The sequence below is a fragment of the Flavobacterium sp. TMP13 genome (assembly GCF_050847115.1).
Classification (GTDB): domain Bacteria; phylum Bacteroidota; class Bacteroidia; order Flavobacteriales; family Flavobacteriaceae; genus Flavobacterium.
Window position 1 is genome coordinate 646,676 of sequence record NZ_CP193656.1, and the last position, 16,310, is coordinate 662,985.

At 34.8% G+C, this 16,310-nt stretch carries 13 protein-coding genes; all 13 read right to left on the reverse strand.

The window, feature by feature from the left end:
• The 13 genes from ACRASX_RS02830 to sprA all read right to left on the reverse strand — a co-directional run bounded on the left by ACRASX_RS02830 (position 1) and on the right by sprA (position 16,292).
• Positions 1–270 (reverse strand): hypothetical protein, encoded by a 270-nt coding sequence (locus ACRASX_RS02830; RefSeq protein ID WP_066310858.1) that lies wholly within the window; start codon positions 268–270, stop codon positions 1–3.
• Entirely contained in the window at positions 260–802 is a 543-nt protein-coding gene (locus ACRASX_RS02835) for a DUF420 domain-containing protein (protein ID WP_066310861.1), read from the reverse strand. Before ACRASX_RS02835 ends, ACRASX_RS02830 begins: the two co-directional genes overlap by 11 nt.
• Positions 803–804: 2 nt before the next feature.
• A complete protein-coding gene (locus tag ACRASX_RS02840) occupies positions 805–1,491 on the reverse strand; it encodes an SCO family protein (RefSeq protein WP_432222360.1) in 687 nt (228 codons plus the stop codon).
• Positions 1,492–1,501: 10 nt separating this feature from the next.
• Positions 1,502–2,143, reverse strand: coding sequence for a hypothetical protein (locus tag ACRASX_RS02845; protein ID WP_066310866.1), 642 nt, complete (start codon positions 2,141–2,143; stop codon positions 1,502–1,504).
• 78 nt (positions 2,144–2,221) lie between these two features.
• Positions 2,222–2,572 (reverse strand): cytochrome C oxidase subunit IV family protein, encoded by a 351-nt coding sequence (locus tag ACRASX_RS02850; protein ID WP_066310867.1) that lies wholly within the window; start codon positions 2,570–2,572, stop codon positions 2,222–2,224.
• Positions 2,573–2,591: 19 nt separating this feature from the next.
• Complete coding sequence (locus ACRASX_RS02855) at positions 2,592–3,572, reverse strand: cytochrome c oxidase subunit 3 (RefSeq protein WP_066310870.1); 981 nt, start codon at positions 3,570–3,572, stop codon at positions 2,592–2,594.
• 42 nt (positions 3,573–3,614) lie between these two features.
• A complete protein-coding gene (locus tag ACRASX_RS02860) occupies positions 3,615–4,202 on the reverse strand; it encodes a cytochrome c oxidase subunit 3 (protein WP_432222361.1) in 588 nt (195 codons plus the stop codon).
• A gap of 4 nt (positions 4,203–4,206) precedes the next feature.
• A complete protein-coding gene (gene cyoE, locus ACRASX_RS02865; protein WP_066310880.1) occupies positions 4,207–5,109 on the reverse strand; it encodes a heme o synthase in 903 nt (300 codons plus the stop codon).
• Positions 5,110–5,259: 150 nt separating this feature from the next.
• Entirely contained in the window at positions 5,260–7,377 is a 2,118-nt protein-coding gene (locus ACRASX_RS02870) for an energy transducer TonB (protein WP_432222362.1), read from the reverse strand.
• 19 nt (positions 7,378–7,396) lie between these two features.
• Positions 7,397–8,140 carry a deoxyribose-phosphate aldolase gene (gene deoC, locus ACRASX_RS02875; RefSeq protein WP_432222363.1) on the reverse strand — a complete coding sequence of 248 codons (744 nt, stop codon included), beginning with the start codon at positions 8,138–8,140 and terminating at the stop codon, positions 7,397–7,399.
• A 168-nt stretch (positions 8,141–8,308) separates the two neighbouring features.
• Entirely contained in the window at positions 8,309–8,686 is a 378-nt protein-coding gene (locus ACRASX_RS02880) for a VanZ family protein (protein WP_066310887.1), read from the reverse strand.
• Positions 8,679–9,059: a glycine cleavage system protein GcvH gene (gene gcvH / locus ACRASX_RS02885; protein WP_066310891.1), complete on the reverse strand. Its 381-nt coding sequence runs from the start codon at positions 9,057–9,059 to the stop codon at positions 8,679–8,681. Before gcvH ends, ACRASX_RS02880 begins: the two co-directional genes overlap by 8 nt.
• Before the next feature lie 84 nt (positions 9,060–9,143).
• Positions 9,144–16,292 (reverse strand): cell surface protein SprA, encoded by a 7,149-nt coding sequence (gene sprA / locus ACRASX_RS02890; RefSeq protein WP_432222364.1) that lies wholly within the window; start codon positions 16,290–16,292, stop codon positions 9,144–9,146.
• Between the last annotated feature and the right edge of the window lie 18 nt (positions 16,293–16,310).

Sequence of the window (16,310 nt, forward strand, 5' to 3'; positions counted from 1 at the left end):
CTATTCTGATTTACTCTTTTTTGATTGGTACATTTTGTACACAAAGTAACCAATAACTACTACCAATAAATACGGAACAAGCATTAAATAGACAATACCATCATTTACCGCTTCTGCCTGCTTAACATTTGCATCGCCACCCAAAGCGGCACGACACATCGCACATTGAGCGTTAGCAGACATTCCGATAAAGAAAAAACAAAGTCCCAAAAACAGCGATTGAAATCTTACATTGAAAGATTGAAATCTATTTAATTTTTTAATTGACATAATATGGAGAAATCATTAAATATACTACAACACCCGTAATGGCCACATAAAGCCACAACGGAAAGGTGATTCGTGCAATTTTTCGATGCTGATCAAAACGTTGTGACAAAGCGCGAACATACGTAATTAATACTAAAGGAATTATTGCAATTGACAATAAAATATGTGAAATTAATATAATAAAATAAATCAAGCGCATGGTACCTTCTCCACCATATTTGGTTGAATCTGCGGTCATGTGGTAGGCAACATACATCATCAAGAACAACACTGAAAATGCAATTGCCAAAGTCATCAACCGCTCATGTAACTTTCGTTTACCATTTTTAATGGCAATGACTGCCACAATCAAAACCACTGCTGTCATTGCATTAATTGAGGCATATATTGGCGGTAAAAACGAAAGCGGTTCTACATCGTAACCAAAATCTTTTAATTTGATTCCGAATAATATTGCAACTACAACAGGAATAATTATCGAAACTGCAATAATATATTTATTGTATTTTTTTTCTAAAGAAGTGGTTTCCATTTCTATTCTGCTAATAATATTGTAATGTCTTGTTGTATCTCGCGAACGCCTTTTTTATCTAAACCATCGTAATACAAAATCGGATTTCCGAAATCATCTTTACGACAACGAATATTTCCTTCTTTATCTACCAAAGCAAAAAGTCCCGAATGTTCAAAACCTCCATTTACCTTATCGTTTTCGCCTGCATATAAATTAAACCCTTTGTTTGACAGGTCAAAAATAGCTGCTTTATCGCCAGTTAAAAAATTCCAACTGGACGAGCGCACTCCTAATTCGGCTGCATGCTCTTTTAAAACTTTGGGAGTATCATGCTCTGGATCGATCGTAATCGAAATAATTCCGAAATTAGGATTTCCAAAAAACTTATTTTCTATTTCCAACATACTCACATTCATCTTAGGACAAATAGAAGGACATTTGGTGAAGAAAAATTCTAAAACATATACTTTCCCTTTGTAGGCTTCATTGGTCACTTTTTGATTGTCCTGATTGGTCAAATCAAATTTAGGAACAGGTCCGATCAGTACTAATTTATCCCCTTTTGTCTCCTCGTTACTCACATTGTCTAGTCGAGCACCTTTAACGATAGAACCATCTTGAATTCGATCAATAATTTTAGGAACGGCATAAATCCCAAAAATTAAAATAACAAACGATATACCGATATACGATTTATTTTTAAACATGATAAACTATTTACAATTGCTTAGTAGCATTATGATTCTTTTTTAAAGCAGCACGATATTCATACAATACAATTTTAAAATCATCTAACATCTCATTATTCAACTCAGATGGATGAAAAGTATCATATCCTTCTCTATATTCCTTTTCTTCTGTTCTACCTCTTAAATTGCGTGCTTTATCTATTATAAATACATTTGATGTTCCGTGACCTACATCCAATTTCTCTCTTAACTTTAATTCAGCAAAATAAGCTTTAATTTCTTCTGGGTTTGCGAAAAGAAAATGCCACTGAGACACATCTGTAAAATCATCCAAAGCATCTAAAATACCAGCAACATCAGCTTCGGTTCCTTTTGGGCAAACCATTACAAACTGCAAGTCTTTAAACTCATGGTAGCGCTGGTAAATTTTTTCATTTAAATTGAAAAGATTTCCACGGTTTTTTACAATATCGAAACCACCAAAGCCCAATATAGTGATTTTATCATTCAAGGTTACAGGCTCTCCTCTCAAAGACTCCCATTTGCCAAAATCGGGCACTTTTGCCGTAACTATAGGAAGTTTCGTAAAACTATTTACTCCCGATGCAAAGAAAAGATAAGCAACAATAGGGAGAACAAATAAAACAAAAAGAACAATGTTTTTTTTCATGGAGCGTAAAAAAATAGGTTAACTGCAAAAATAAAAAAAGGTACGCAATGCGTACCCTTTTTTTGAATTAATATGATGTTAAAAATTCCATTTGATAGTAGAATTTTTAAAAACCTCATAAATATAATGTCCTTCTGTTAACAGAATAAACAATAAATAAGTAATTAAAAATACCAATGGCCAAACTACTGAAGATCGTAATGAACTTTTCTCGCCTTCCATGTGCATGAAAGCCCAAACAATATAGTATGCTTTGACAATAGTTAAGATATAAAAAATCCAGTTCAACAAGTTCAAACCAAAAAAATGATTAAACTCTAATGCACCTGGCTTAATAATTCCTAGTACAACTTCTACAGTAGTGATTACTGAAAGTAGACCAAAAACAACCCAAATTCTTTTTGTATTAGAAACATATTCGTGTGACATAATGCTATAAATCTTAAAATTAAACTAAGTAGAAAACTGTAAATACAAATACCCAAACTAAATCGACAAAGTGCCAGTAAAGTCCAACTTTCTCAACCATTTCATAACTTTTTCTTTTGTCGTATGTACCTAACAATACATTAAAGAAAATGATAATATTAATTATAATACCGGTAACTACGTGAAAACCATGAAAACCTGTAATAAAGAAAAAGAAATCAGCAAATAATTTATTTCCGTATTCATTTCTTATTAAATTAGCTCCTTCAACCACATATTTGGCATCGCCTAATCTTGCTACTGACTCTTCTCTTGAAAGAATTGTCTTTTTCTTCTTGTCTGTAAGTTGCTCAGTTCTGATTAATAAATCAGGATGTGCTGTAAATCCAGCTTGTACTTCAGCAACAGAATACGTTGGTAAAGTTTCAGCGTCGCTCATAAACCATTTGGCGTCATTTCCTCTTAAAGGAACTCTGCCGTCTTTTTGCTTTACTGCAAAATCAGCTATAGCAATTTGCTTTCCTTCTTTATTCACAAATTGAAGAATACTGCCTCCTTTAGTTTCAATAGCTCCAAATTCACCATTTATAAAGTTTTTCCATTCCCAAGCTTGTGAGCCTACGAATATCAAACCACCAATAATGGTCAATAACATATAAATAGCAACTTTTGTTTTTTTCATTTGATGTCCTGCATCAACAGCCAAAACCATTGTTACAGAAGAGAAAATTAAAATAAAAGTCATTAAAGCAACATACAACATTGGTTGTGGATTGCCGTGCATAAAAGGAAAGTGAGTAAAAACTTCATCGGCTATAGGCCAAGTTTCAATAAATTTAAATCTTGAAAAACCGTAAGCTCCTAAAAATCCAGAAAATGTTAAAGCATCTGATACGATAAAAAACCACATCATCATTTTACCATAACCCGCTCCTAAAGGTTCATTTCCACCTCCCCAGGTCTTCTCTTCGTTGTTTGCAGTAGTAACTGTCGTGTCCATAAAAGTTATTCGTTAAAAAGTTCCCAAATTTACGTTTTTTTCTTATTTAAAGAAATATAAAAATAAAAATAAATAAACCCACAAGAAATCAAGAAAGTGCCAGTACATCGCACCTAGTTCTATTCCAAGAGTTTGAGTTGAATTGTATTTTTGTTTAAAATGATTATAAATTATTACCAGTAGTGAAATAATTCCGCCTGCAAGGTGCAAAAGGTGTGTAACGGTAACTACATATAAAAACGTAGTCGTTATCGAACTTCCTGCTCCCGTAAAATAAAACCCTTGTTCTACGATTTGTCCAAATCCAACAAATTGCAAAACTACAAACAAAATACCTAGTCCTAAAGTAGCTAGTAAGAAATTTGTTGTGCGCTTATAATTGTCTTTTTTTATGGCTGTTTTAGCCAAGTGAAAAGTAACACTACAACCTAAAATTACCAAAGTGCTCCAGTAAAAAGCTGGTGGCAACTGAAAATCTTTCAACCAGTCTGCGCGTGATTTACTAACCACAAAGGCACTCGTTAACCCTGCGAACATCATGGTCATACTCACCATGGCAAATAATAAAATCAACTTATATGATTTATCTGTCCGTATTCTACTTTCGTCTTTAACCATTGTCATATCCATATAACTATCTTAAAAATTTATCAATTATGTAAACCAGTTGTAATAATGAAATATAAGAAACACTAACTAACATCAATGTTCTCGCTGCCTTGGCAGTTCTAATTTTGTATAATTTAACCGCGTAGAATAACATCCAAACTCCTAGTAAAAATACTAAAATTGCTGCAATTGGAGAAAGAAACAATTGACCGGTATAACCGATCATTGGTATTAACGACGCGACGATCAACCAAACCGTGTATAAAATTATCTGTAAAGCCGTCCCATTATCCCGCTTACCTGTTGGCAACATGAATATACCTGCTTTTTCATAGTCGTCATATAAAAACCATCCAATTGCCCAAAAATGGGGAAATTGCCAAAAAAACTGAATTAAAAATAATGTTCCTGCTTCAATACCAAATTCACCGCTTGCGGCTACCCATCCTAACATAAATGGAATTGCACCTGGAAAAGCACCTACAAAAACGGATAAAGGCGTTACTGTTTTTAATGGTGTATAAACACTTGTGTATAAAAATATTGAAATCGCACCAAACATTGCTGTTTTGGGATTAATTGCATAAAGCAATCCCAAACCAATAATAGTCAACAAAGAAGCAACAAAAAGCGCTAATCTTGGAGACATTCTTCCAGAAGGCACTGGCCTGTTCTTGGTTCTATCCATCAAACTATCAATATCCTTCTCGATCACTTGGTTGAACGCATTAGAGGCGCCTACCATGCAATAGCCTCCCACGCACAAGAAACCCAAAACCCACCATTGAAAAGGGTGATCCTTATCAAAGCCTAATAAATATCCTGCAATAGATGAAAATAGTACACTTACAGCTAACCCTGCTTTGGTAATTTCTTTAAAATCATTAAAAATAGATTTAATTGAAAGTGTATTTGTAGTTGCGCTCAATGCTAATTTATTTTGTGGTTTTTTTTAAACTGCTGCAAATGTACAAATTTGATTATGAAAAGGAGAATCATACCTTTAGATTTAAAAGCAAAACCAACGATAATTAGTCACATTTTCAACTTTGCTTCGGTTTAAATTAGAAAAGTCTTATTAATAGTCAAAGTACCAATTAAAAATATCCGAGCGCAAACCAATAGAGAACCAATTGGTACTTTCTTTAAATGTCGTTACTGTATTCTGTGTCGGATCAAAATTTCTAAAAATGTAACTTCCATACAGTTTTAGATTAGTAGCAGGATTTACTAAATAACCTCCTTGAACATCGCTAATAAATACGGTCGTTTTATTTCCTTGACCTACTTTAACTCCTTTGTCAAAAGGTCTCTTCTCGTCATAATCGATATAAATATTACTGCCGTAATTAAACGAATCTTCGGCAGTATTAAAGTCTAACCCTCTAACTCCGTATGTGATTTTAGCATCCGCAAAGAGTCTGCCTTTATGGTAACGTGCAATAGCTATAAGTTCTTCAAAATTTCCGCCCCATTGGTGCCCAATGCTTTGATTGTTGTGTCCGTAATTGGTAATGACATTGCTGTGCTCGTATACGTATGGACGTACATGATTGTACTCTAATTGCAGCAGTAAGTTTTGAACATTAAAAGCGTCATAATATTTAACCCCCAATTGATAACCAAATTTATTTTTCCAGCTGTTGTCTCTTTCTTTAACATCTCCCAAAGAAAATTCATCTAATAAAAACTGCCCGTAGAAATTAATCTGATTATTCCATTTGTATTTTGAAGTAATGGCCAACATAGCATTTCCACTTCTTGAAGAAGAAGCAAATTCAACCGAACGATAAAAAATGATCGGATTGACAAAATTCATATCAAAACCTCTGTTATTGCTGTCGGTCCATATCACAGATTCAAAAAGTCCAATGTTTAATCGGTTGGAAACATTCCAACTCAAATAATGATTCGCCATAAATTTGGAAGCATAGGTTTTATCTACCGTAACCTCTGGCCGAACGTCTTTAAGCCACAGGTACGTATTCGTATATTTTATTTTCCAAAAATTAGTATTAATTTTAAAATAAGGATAGGGACTCACACCATCACTTTCTAACAAAGAGCGATAACCGTCTCCTATAAAATTACGTCCGTAACCTAATTGAAAATCAAAATGCTTGGTTGGAGCAAAAGTTAAATTTGCTTCCGCTAACGGAAAATCATATCCATCTTCTTTAAATTCCTTCGCGATTCCCATGCCTGGAATAATGGCAGGATTACCTCCCGAAGGTTTTATAGATTCGGCATAGCGATTGAAATAAGTAGCAAATCGACCTTGACTTTCATAAACAGTAGTTGTAAAGTTTAATTGTTTTCCTAAACCACCGCGAAAATTAAGCGCTCTAGTGTTAATGTACGTTCGTTCTTTAGTATGAGTTGCAGAACCCACTTGTAAATCTAAAATAGGATTCAATGTAAACCAGTACCCATCTCCTTGAATTTCTACCAAACTTTCATTCCACAATTTTTTGCCCCACCAACCTGAAACCTCTTTTTTAAGGCTTTCATTTTTGGCCATAAAATCATAATATTTAGCAACTTCGGCGTACGAGTATGGCTTTGATGCCGTGTGGTTATTGCTTCCAACTTTATTAATAGCACCATCAAATTTCGCATAATAACTATGAGAAAAAGGAATATTTAAATGGCTTTCAAATTCTGGATTATCGTATTTCTTATAAATAATACTATCCAATTCAGTTAAAGGCTTGTTAGCTGGCTTTAAAAAATTAGTGGTTGCCAAAGCTTCATTAAAGACAGCTTCTGGGCTTTTCAGCGGAATACCAATTGCGATTGTATATTTAGAATACGTTGGTTTTCCATCATAAGTTGCAGGAATAACTTTTGGAAATTGTCGAAATACGCGAAGAGTCTCTATCTTTAAATCGTCATTTATTGCATTAACGTACAAAACTTTAAATTCGCCTGTCGCATCTACTTCAAATAAAACTTTCACGTTTCCCTTGTACCCGTTTTCTATGGCGCTTTTAGGTACATTAAAATTCTGGAAGACTAATTGCTGCACTTCATAGTAAAAACAATTCTGCAACGCAGTGTTATCTAAAGTCGCACAGGAGATAAAAACAGGAAAACGTTCATTGACTGTGGTTGAGGCAATGATAGTATTTGTTTGCTGTGCTTTGAGACAAAGCGTACTCAAAATACAAAATAAAGTAACGAGACTTTTATTCATTGTAGGTATTTATGGTATTTTAATATTCGTTTATACTGCTTTGTTTGTCAGCAATTGCTTTTGCTCCAGAAGTTCCAATGCGTTTAACTCCCAAAGAAATCATTTCCATCGCTTCTTCAAAAGTTCGAACACCGCCTGCCGCTTTTATTGACAAAGGAGATGCATTTTCTATCATCATGGTAATCGTTGGTAATGTCGCGCCGTTTGGCTTTCCGTCTTTCGTCTTATAAAACCCAGTTGACGACTTTACAAATACTGATGCATACTGATTTTCTTCAAAATGCAACATTACAACATTTTTTATTAAAGCTGATAACTGTATAATTTCTTTTTCAGTCAATGCTGCAACTTCAATAATCCACTTCACCGTTTTAAAATTGGCCAGTCCTAATCGCGTTCCTTCCAGAATTTCTTCTTTCACGAGTTCTACTTCACCGTTTTTAAAAGCGGTATAATTGCAAACAAAATCTAAGTCGTCTGCACCATTTTCGATTGCAGCTTGCGCTTCTATGATTTTAGCTTTTAAGTTAGATCTTCCTTCAGGAAAATCAATTACGGTACCTACCAAAAGACGCGAATTTGCGGCAACAACCATCTCGCGAGCCAACACCACCATTTCGGGCCGAATCATGATCAATTTAAAATCTTCATGAATGGCCTCTGCCACCGCAAGACGAACAACTTCTGTATTTTCTTCTACGGTCAACCCAGCTTGTTCTGGAGTTTTCAAGTAAGTTGAATCTAAATATTTTTTGACATCCATTGGTTTACCACTTTAACTGTTGTTTCTAAGACGCAAAAATACGCTTAAAATTAAGAAAGTAAGCTTTTAAAAAAAGGCAATTCTCTGTATTTCATTACTATAAAATGAGTTCTGATTAAAAACAGAACGAAAGTTATAGTAAAAAAGCCCACCGAAGTGAGCTTTTATTTATTTTTTGCTTATATATGAAGTATAAAAAACGATCGTTATTATAGCGAACGTTCCGCCAAAAGTGTTGGCTAATACATCTGTTACATCTTGCGCCCGCGTCGCGGTGTAAAACCCTTGCAGCATTTCGATTATGATTCCGAAAAAAACCGAAAAGACGAAAGCCATCAAAAGTGATTTGTATGTATTTGGTGTTAAAAACTGTCGTCTAAAGTATAAAAACCAAATAATTGTAAATCCAAAATGAAACGTAAAATGAACAATTTTATCTATTAAAGGAATTGTAACTAAAGGTATATTTGAACTTGGCATTAAACAGGCATAAGCAATAATTGCGGTCCAGAATAAAGCTAAGAGTAAATAAATTAATTTACGCACCGATTAATTCTTTATATGCATCTCCTGAAAGCAACCCTTCAATTTCAGATTCATTTGAAATTTTAATTTTAATCATCCAACCGGCTCCGTAAGGATCTGAGTTTACTACTTCTGGAGCACTCTCCAAAGCGTCGTTAAACTCAATGATTTCTCCAGACAATGGCAGGAATAAGTCAGAAACTGTTTTAACGGCTTCAACTGTTCCAAAGATTTCATCTTTTTCTAAAGTTTGGTCTAAAGTCTCTACTTCAACGTAAACGATATCTCCTAATTCTTTTTGTGCAAAATGTGTGATTCCCACAGTTGCTACATCTCCTTCAATACTAATCCACTCGTGATCTTTTGTGTACTTTAAATTTGCTGGTATACTCATACTACTGTTATATAAATTGATGTTTTAACTTTAATGACACAAATGTAACAATCTTCTCATAATTTACTCTTTTATTCTTCAAAATTAATTCCCAAAATTGTAGCGCAAGGTAAACCCAGAACGAATATTTGTTATTGGAAAAGATGTCGAAATTACAGCCTTTGAAAAAGAATGATCGTAATAGAAAATTGCAGTTAAATTTTTACTGAAAGAATAGTCGGCTGTTAATTTTACAGACCAAATATTTTGTCCAGCGGCTAACTGATTGTTATTATAATCTAAATAACGCACCAAGGTCTGATTGTTTCTGTATGAAATATCACCTTTTATATTGATGTCACTTTTAATAATTCCGGTTGGACTGTCTGCTAATTGCGATGAAATGATTACATCTTTAAAACGATAACCCATTCCGACCACATACTCCACTCCTTGCACTTCGGTTAATAAGTTATTATCAAAACTCATGGACAAGGCGCGATCCTTTTTAATTTCTGTCAATATTTTTAACGAACTTTTGAGCTCGAAATCCATACGAATTAACGGACTGAATTGCTCGACTAAATTGACATTAGACATTATTATTTTATTCAGAAAATTACCATTATCATCAAATCCTCCTGGAGTTTCATCGTATTCAAAATTAGATCTAAACTGACTCACGGTATAAGAAGCACGATACCCATGTTGCAAAGAAAACCGCTTGAATTTTTCTTTAAAGAAATTGTATCTCATTAAACCATTATACTTCACGTTCCAATTGGGAATCGGAAAATTTTTAAAAATTCCCAGCGATTCGCCAGAAGCGTTTTGACCACTGTAAGCCGCCAAAAATGCAGGTAATAAAACCGCTTGATTGTTTTTTGCATATCCCAACGGGAATCCGTCTGCATCTAAATTAATCGGATTGCTAATGTCAATTCCTTTTTGAGATGCTAATCGGTTCGCAATTACCAATCGGTTCGACCTAAAATCATCAAAAGCTGCCGATTGATTTTCATCGCTTACTGCAAATGATGTTTTGATCAAAACAGTCGATATCGAAAATATCCCGAAGCTATAAGGAGATCTTGAATTGTAATCCCCATTGCTACTCACGTCATATTGTTCTGAATAATTTTCAGAGTAAGCACGATCCATAGCTAAATCAATTTTTAGATCGGGAAACAAATCAATATTAGCGTTGGCTTTTAGTAACTTATTATTTACTTGTGTGAAATTTTGATTAAAATCTTGATAATTGGTCAACCATCCGTTTTTGGCCGCTTCGTAACGCACGTCATCTTGACTACCAAAAACAAATCCTAGCGAAGGTCTTGACGATCCTAAAAAACCAATGCTGGGTAAATAACCTGGCAAAACAGTTCCGCTATTTTCAGTATAATTTATCTGTACATTTTTTATACTGGTTAAAACTCCTAGTAAACCATCTTTAAAAGGACTATTTAACTGCGTCGGTTGTTGGTTTGTATTGACCACTTTTTCACCCGGCTTTGGAGCTGAAGGTCTTGGAGCTATTTTTTTGTTTTGCTTGCCGTTTATTCCTAAATATTTATACAAACTATTCATATCTAATGCCGCACTAATTGTATTGGAATTAGCATTTTGAATCGTGTTTCCTAAATTATAATTTGCGCCATCAATTTCTATATTAGACAAAGCAGTTGATGCTCTTTGCCAACTGTAATCTCCCGTATACGAATAATTAGCTTTGATGAAACTTAAAACTGGAATCTTGTTAATCGGAATTTCGTAATTTAAAACCAATTGTTGCGAATGCTGATTGGCTTGTCCAATATCCCAGTAACTATCCCAAATATTAAATTCTGGTATCGGCTCGTTATCTTCGTTTAAATAATTTCTGACAATATTTCCAGTTGCAACAACGTAATTCAATTTCAACGACTTGGTTAAGTTATAATTGAAGCCATACTGGTAATTAAACTCATAATTTCTTCGGTACAACGGATCTAAACCAATTCCTTGCACATCTTCAACCTGTCTAAATTGTTGACGATTGTACTGTCTGTTTATATTAGAAGAGAAATTAATATTACTCGGCAAATAATTAAAATTAAAGTCACTTAATAATTTCCAATAATCGCTTTTCTTTAAAAATGTATTGTTTTTTAAAGGTTCTACCAATTTTGGTTTAAACGTATAGGCATAGGTTACCGTCGTACTTGTAAGTTGGTCTTCATAATCCTCGATTTCAAAATCGTGTCGTTCTACCTGATTGTACGATTGCGAAAATGTTATGTTTTCCACATCATAAACATGCGGTTTCTGCTCTGGCGCTCGGTCTTTCCGCACTCCAATAAAATTGATGCTTTTGCGCTTGGTATAATCAATAGCGCGATCTTTATACAAGTCTCTTTGTGCGTTATCTTTTGTGACATCTAGCAATTGCTTCAACTTAATATCTTCATTAAAAGGATCGTATTCTGGAGTAATGATTTCTTCTCCAACAGCGTAATTAAAAGGTAGGTTTATAGCCCACTTTGTTGGCAATAACTTTCCTAAATTTAAATTCGTAATAAAGTTATACTGCTGAAAATCTTCACGACTTCTTTCGTTTGAAGTTTCTTCCAGCGCTCCAAAACCTATGGTGCTTTTTCTTCCTGTTGCCGAAATAGTGGCAAAATCTGCCATATTAGTATCCACATTCAGTATTGCAGCCATTCCGCCTTTATTGTCCATTCCAGACATACGCAATTCATTGAACCACACCTCTCCTTTTATATCTTGGCGAATGTCATTATTTTTTACACCGACCATTAAATTTCGAATCAATCCAAAATTCGGATTTCCTTTAATACCCAGTCTTAAATTTGGATCACCGTCTCCACCAGGAACACTTGCGTCATCATCTGGATAATAAATTCCGTCAAGCGGAAGCGTATTTGGGTCCACACTCATTGCCAAAATTTTCATTTTCGTCAATAATTCCATGCTCAAATTAATGTTATTGTCTTCGGGCCAAACGACATCAGCACTTAATTTAGAACAATTATTTGAAGAACTACTGTTTGGAATTGTAACTTTTAATGGAATCTCAATTTGATAAAAGGACTGTGTAAAGTCATTACCCATTCGGATAAAAGCAGTCATTTGATTGTCTTGCAAAGGCATCTCAAAAGGCAGTGATTCTGCGTGCACAAACATCTGTAATTTTTTATACTGACGCATGTCTACACTCACATTTTTAAAAACCGCTCTCGAATCTCTTGGCTCCAAACCGTTACCCGCTACACGCAGCGAAAGTGATTGCTCATTCTGATTGATGATTGTATTGTTATTGTACAATTGCTCTCTTTCAACCCCCGGAGGAGTTACGTAATTCACTGGACAGCGATCGCTGTTTTCTTCTATATTTACTGCCGCGACATCAAAATCTGTCCCATCATTTGTAGGATCTGTATCGTTTGCATCTAAGGTGCTGGTGTATCTTCGCCATTCGCCTCGCACCAAATCTAAAGCACCAAAACGTATGGTAACATTATCATTAAATCCAGTCATGAACATACGCATGAAACGAATGGATCTGAAATCAGATATATTTCCAATAGTATTTTGTGGTTGCGTAACCGGAATTTTAAATTGAATCCATCTTGCTTCGGTTGTACTTCCATTAGCCATTGTAACTTGTGTATTGCGAACATCTGTAATAAAATTTTCGCCCACAGTCATTCCCGGTTTTACATCAACACTATACTCATAATACGCATTAATTGTATTCATAGTATTGTCTTTATTGATGTCTTCCACATCTGGTAAGGTAGTAGATGCACGGTTTGGATCATTAATATCAATATTCGAATTTCCTTCTACACCATTATATCCTTTGTAACGTGCTGTTATGCCACCTGTAGTATTCAAATAATAAGTGTAATCATCGCCAGCAGGATCATTTTCTCCCGCATAATTGGTGTAAATAGCTGCTTCTTTTGAATTTGGCAAACCATCTAAACCAACATCTTGGTTAGTACGATTCGTTGCATTTGTATCAAAAGCGTATACCAAAGATTGAGAGGCAGGAACATCTCCCCAAATTGGCTGTGGCGTCGCTAAAATTTGATCAGGACCAAGTCCGTTCTCATATTGTTTGCGTCCGTCTTTTAAAATGTCTTCAGAAATTTCACCTAAATTAAAATATAATTTCCCAGTATTTCCAGTCTGTGAGGCGCCCGCACCAACATAAGGGTCAAGAACCCAAAACTGAATGTACTCTACATTTCCCTGCTCGAAATTTGTAGCATTTAATGCACGCATAATTCCTCCAAAATTATCTTTGGGGTTTAATCCAACAGTAGAGTCATTATTGTACGGTCCTCTTTCGGAAGGATAAAAACTCAAATCAAGCGTGTTTACCACCTGAGATTGACCTTGTGCAATATCTGTTAACGGATACAATTCGTTGCTAAAAATTCTTCGTGTAGTATTTAAAGATAAATCGTTATTAGAAATTCCCGATGGTTTTTGCGCATAAAAAATAGGATCGATACTGTACCAATTTAATTGTGCTCTTTTAAAACCATAACTCAAATCGTTTGCTTCTGCATTAAAATCGTAAGTACTATTCGCGTTTTTTGCAGGAGTTGAAGATAGACTCCAAGCATAAGCAGAACGCATATCGATAGTGGTTTGCGAACCTTCAAAATCATCTACGTAAACTGTAGATTCACCATTAAAATCATCTGCTTTTGGCGAACCTGGTTTTAAAAATGCAACTTCTCCTCTAATAGAAAGATTAGAAGGCACATCGGTGTCTATGTTGGGTAGTTTGTTTACCAATCGAGTAAAGAAAGGAACTTCTGTCGAAAAATTAGCATTAAAACCAAAAATCGCATTGTTTACGGACTCTTGACCATAATTTGTTTTTTGCGTAAATGGCTTCTGTGTCATTTGCAAATACGTTCCTCCTACTACAAATTTGTCAGATATTTTATGTTCCACATTCAACCCCATAAAGCGAGTGGTTTGTTGACCGAAAATAGAATTATTTTCTAGCGAAATTTCAATGGGCGTGTTCGACACTTGCAGAGAAGGATCTAGAATTTGAACTCGACCTAACTGATAATTAACGCTGTAATCGACACCCTCTACAAGAACTCTTCCTCCAGCAGTAACCACAACCGAACCTTGAGGCACGTTAAATGCTCCAATAGGAATTCCATCTCCACCAGTGGACTTGTATTTTCCTCTCAATAAAAATTTATTTTTATCGCTGTCCTGTAATGCTGCAGACTGCGTCGAACGATACATTGTGCGAAAAACATATTTTTGTTGATTGGCATTATAACTAGTCGGATTGTTGTATTGTTGCCCACTATTATCCGCTAATTTTCTAAATAACAATTCCCCAAAAGGTTCTTTAGTAGTAAAGATAATTCGGCCGTTTTGTGCATCTACGGTAACACCTTGCATAAAGTCAAAGAATCCGTCACCGCCTACTTGTGGGTCGTTAGTGTAATTTAGTTTATCTAAATTAAAAACTTTCAATAAAGGTGTTTCTTCTAATCTATCGTCTGGAGCAGGATTTGCGGGAAAAGTGCTTCCTGCGACTGGTTTAATGTAATTGATTGGAGAAGGATCGGTATATAAAATATTTAGCCTAAAATCTTCTTGTTGTATTTGATACGCACCTTGTATTTGATAAATGTTTTTCATCATTAAATTCCAAACTGGATTTTTAACATTTGTCAAATTGCTTTTCAACATTTTTAAAATCAAACTTTGCGTAATTACTGCTTGATTCGAATTTTGAGTTCCCGTTACCACCGTCGCATCTACACCATCATTACCAAACTCACCCACTCTGTACACTTTGTCTCCAACAGTATATTCGTACGCAACAGCCAAAACTTCGTCGTTACCAAGTCTTTGTTGCAGCGAAATATAGCCCAGTTGTGCATTATACGTAAATTCATTGGCGGTTAATTTTCGTGCATTTTCTAATTTAGAATAATCTTGACCTTCACTAATATTAGTAGAATTAAAACCAGAACTTGCCGTTACAATTTCGCGAATATTAGAATTTAAAAGTCCAGTTCCTGATTTAATTTGCCCAGGATTATAGCCATTGTTAGAGTTGTCTGCAGGAGCATTTATAGGATTGTTAAACATCCCTGTAGTAGGATTTAAAACCACAATTTCATTATCTGGAATACCTGAAATTTGCCCCTCACCTAAATCTTGAAGTGCAATAATGTTTCTCAAGTTATTATTGGTAGTACTTATTCTATTTTGCTTGTTGGTCACCCAAACTTCTATTCGAGTAATTTGAACACGACTATCAATAAACGGATAATTCTTTAACGCAGAATCGTATTTGTTTCTAAAATATTGCGAAAGAAAAAAGTGTCGGTCGTTGTCGTAATCTAAAGCATAAAGATCAAATTTTTCAATCGTTCCTCCACCTTCTGCAACTAAACTTTTAATTTGAGATTTTTGTTCCGAAAAAACACCCGTTACAGTTGTTTTTCCAAATTGTAATTCTGTTTTTACTCCAAATAAACTTTGAGCACCACGAATTAAACTGCTGTTTAACGGCATACTCACATTTCCAACTTCTACTTTTTGAATGATGTCATCTTCGTCTGGCGTATACTCTAATTTTATTAAATTTTGAAAAGCAAACGTCGACTGTGTATCGTAATTGGCGTTAACATTCAGTCGTGTACCCACTTTACCTTGCAGGCTCATGCTTATACGCTGGTCAAAATCAAAAGATAAATTGGATCTATTTCTAGGAGAAAAAGAAGGATTGTCTTGCTTGGTGTAACGCATACCTAAATCCATTTCGACAGAACCCGTTGGTTTTACATCAATAGTATTGCTTCCAAAAACGGACTCGAATAATCCTGAATTGATATAATAACGAGGTAACAAATCTTTTTTAGCATCTTCACTACCATCTTTTCGACCTTCTATCGCATCGATTTTTTTCTTGAAATAATTACGACGGGATTCTTGAAGAACTAATTTTTCGTATTCTTCTGGTGTCAATATTATGGGGTAATCGATAGAAAAATCATCTACTGACTTTGTATATACGTAGCGATTTGTAAGAGGATCGTACGTGTATGCCGAAAGAATACTGGGTGGATTGTCAATGCTAACTTTACCGACGGCATACCCTTTTGCTACTGTATCTTGTTGCTGTTGATTTACTTGTCCTACAGCATTAAAGCCACAGAACAAAACCATTAAAAAGACACAAATTTTAGGCATACAATTCGTTTTTAAACT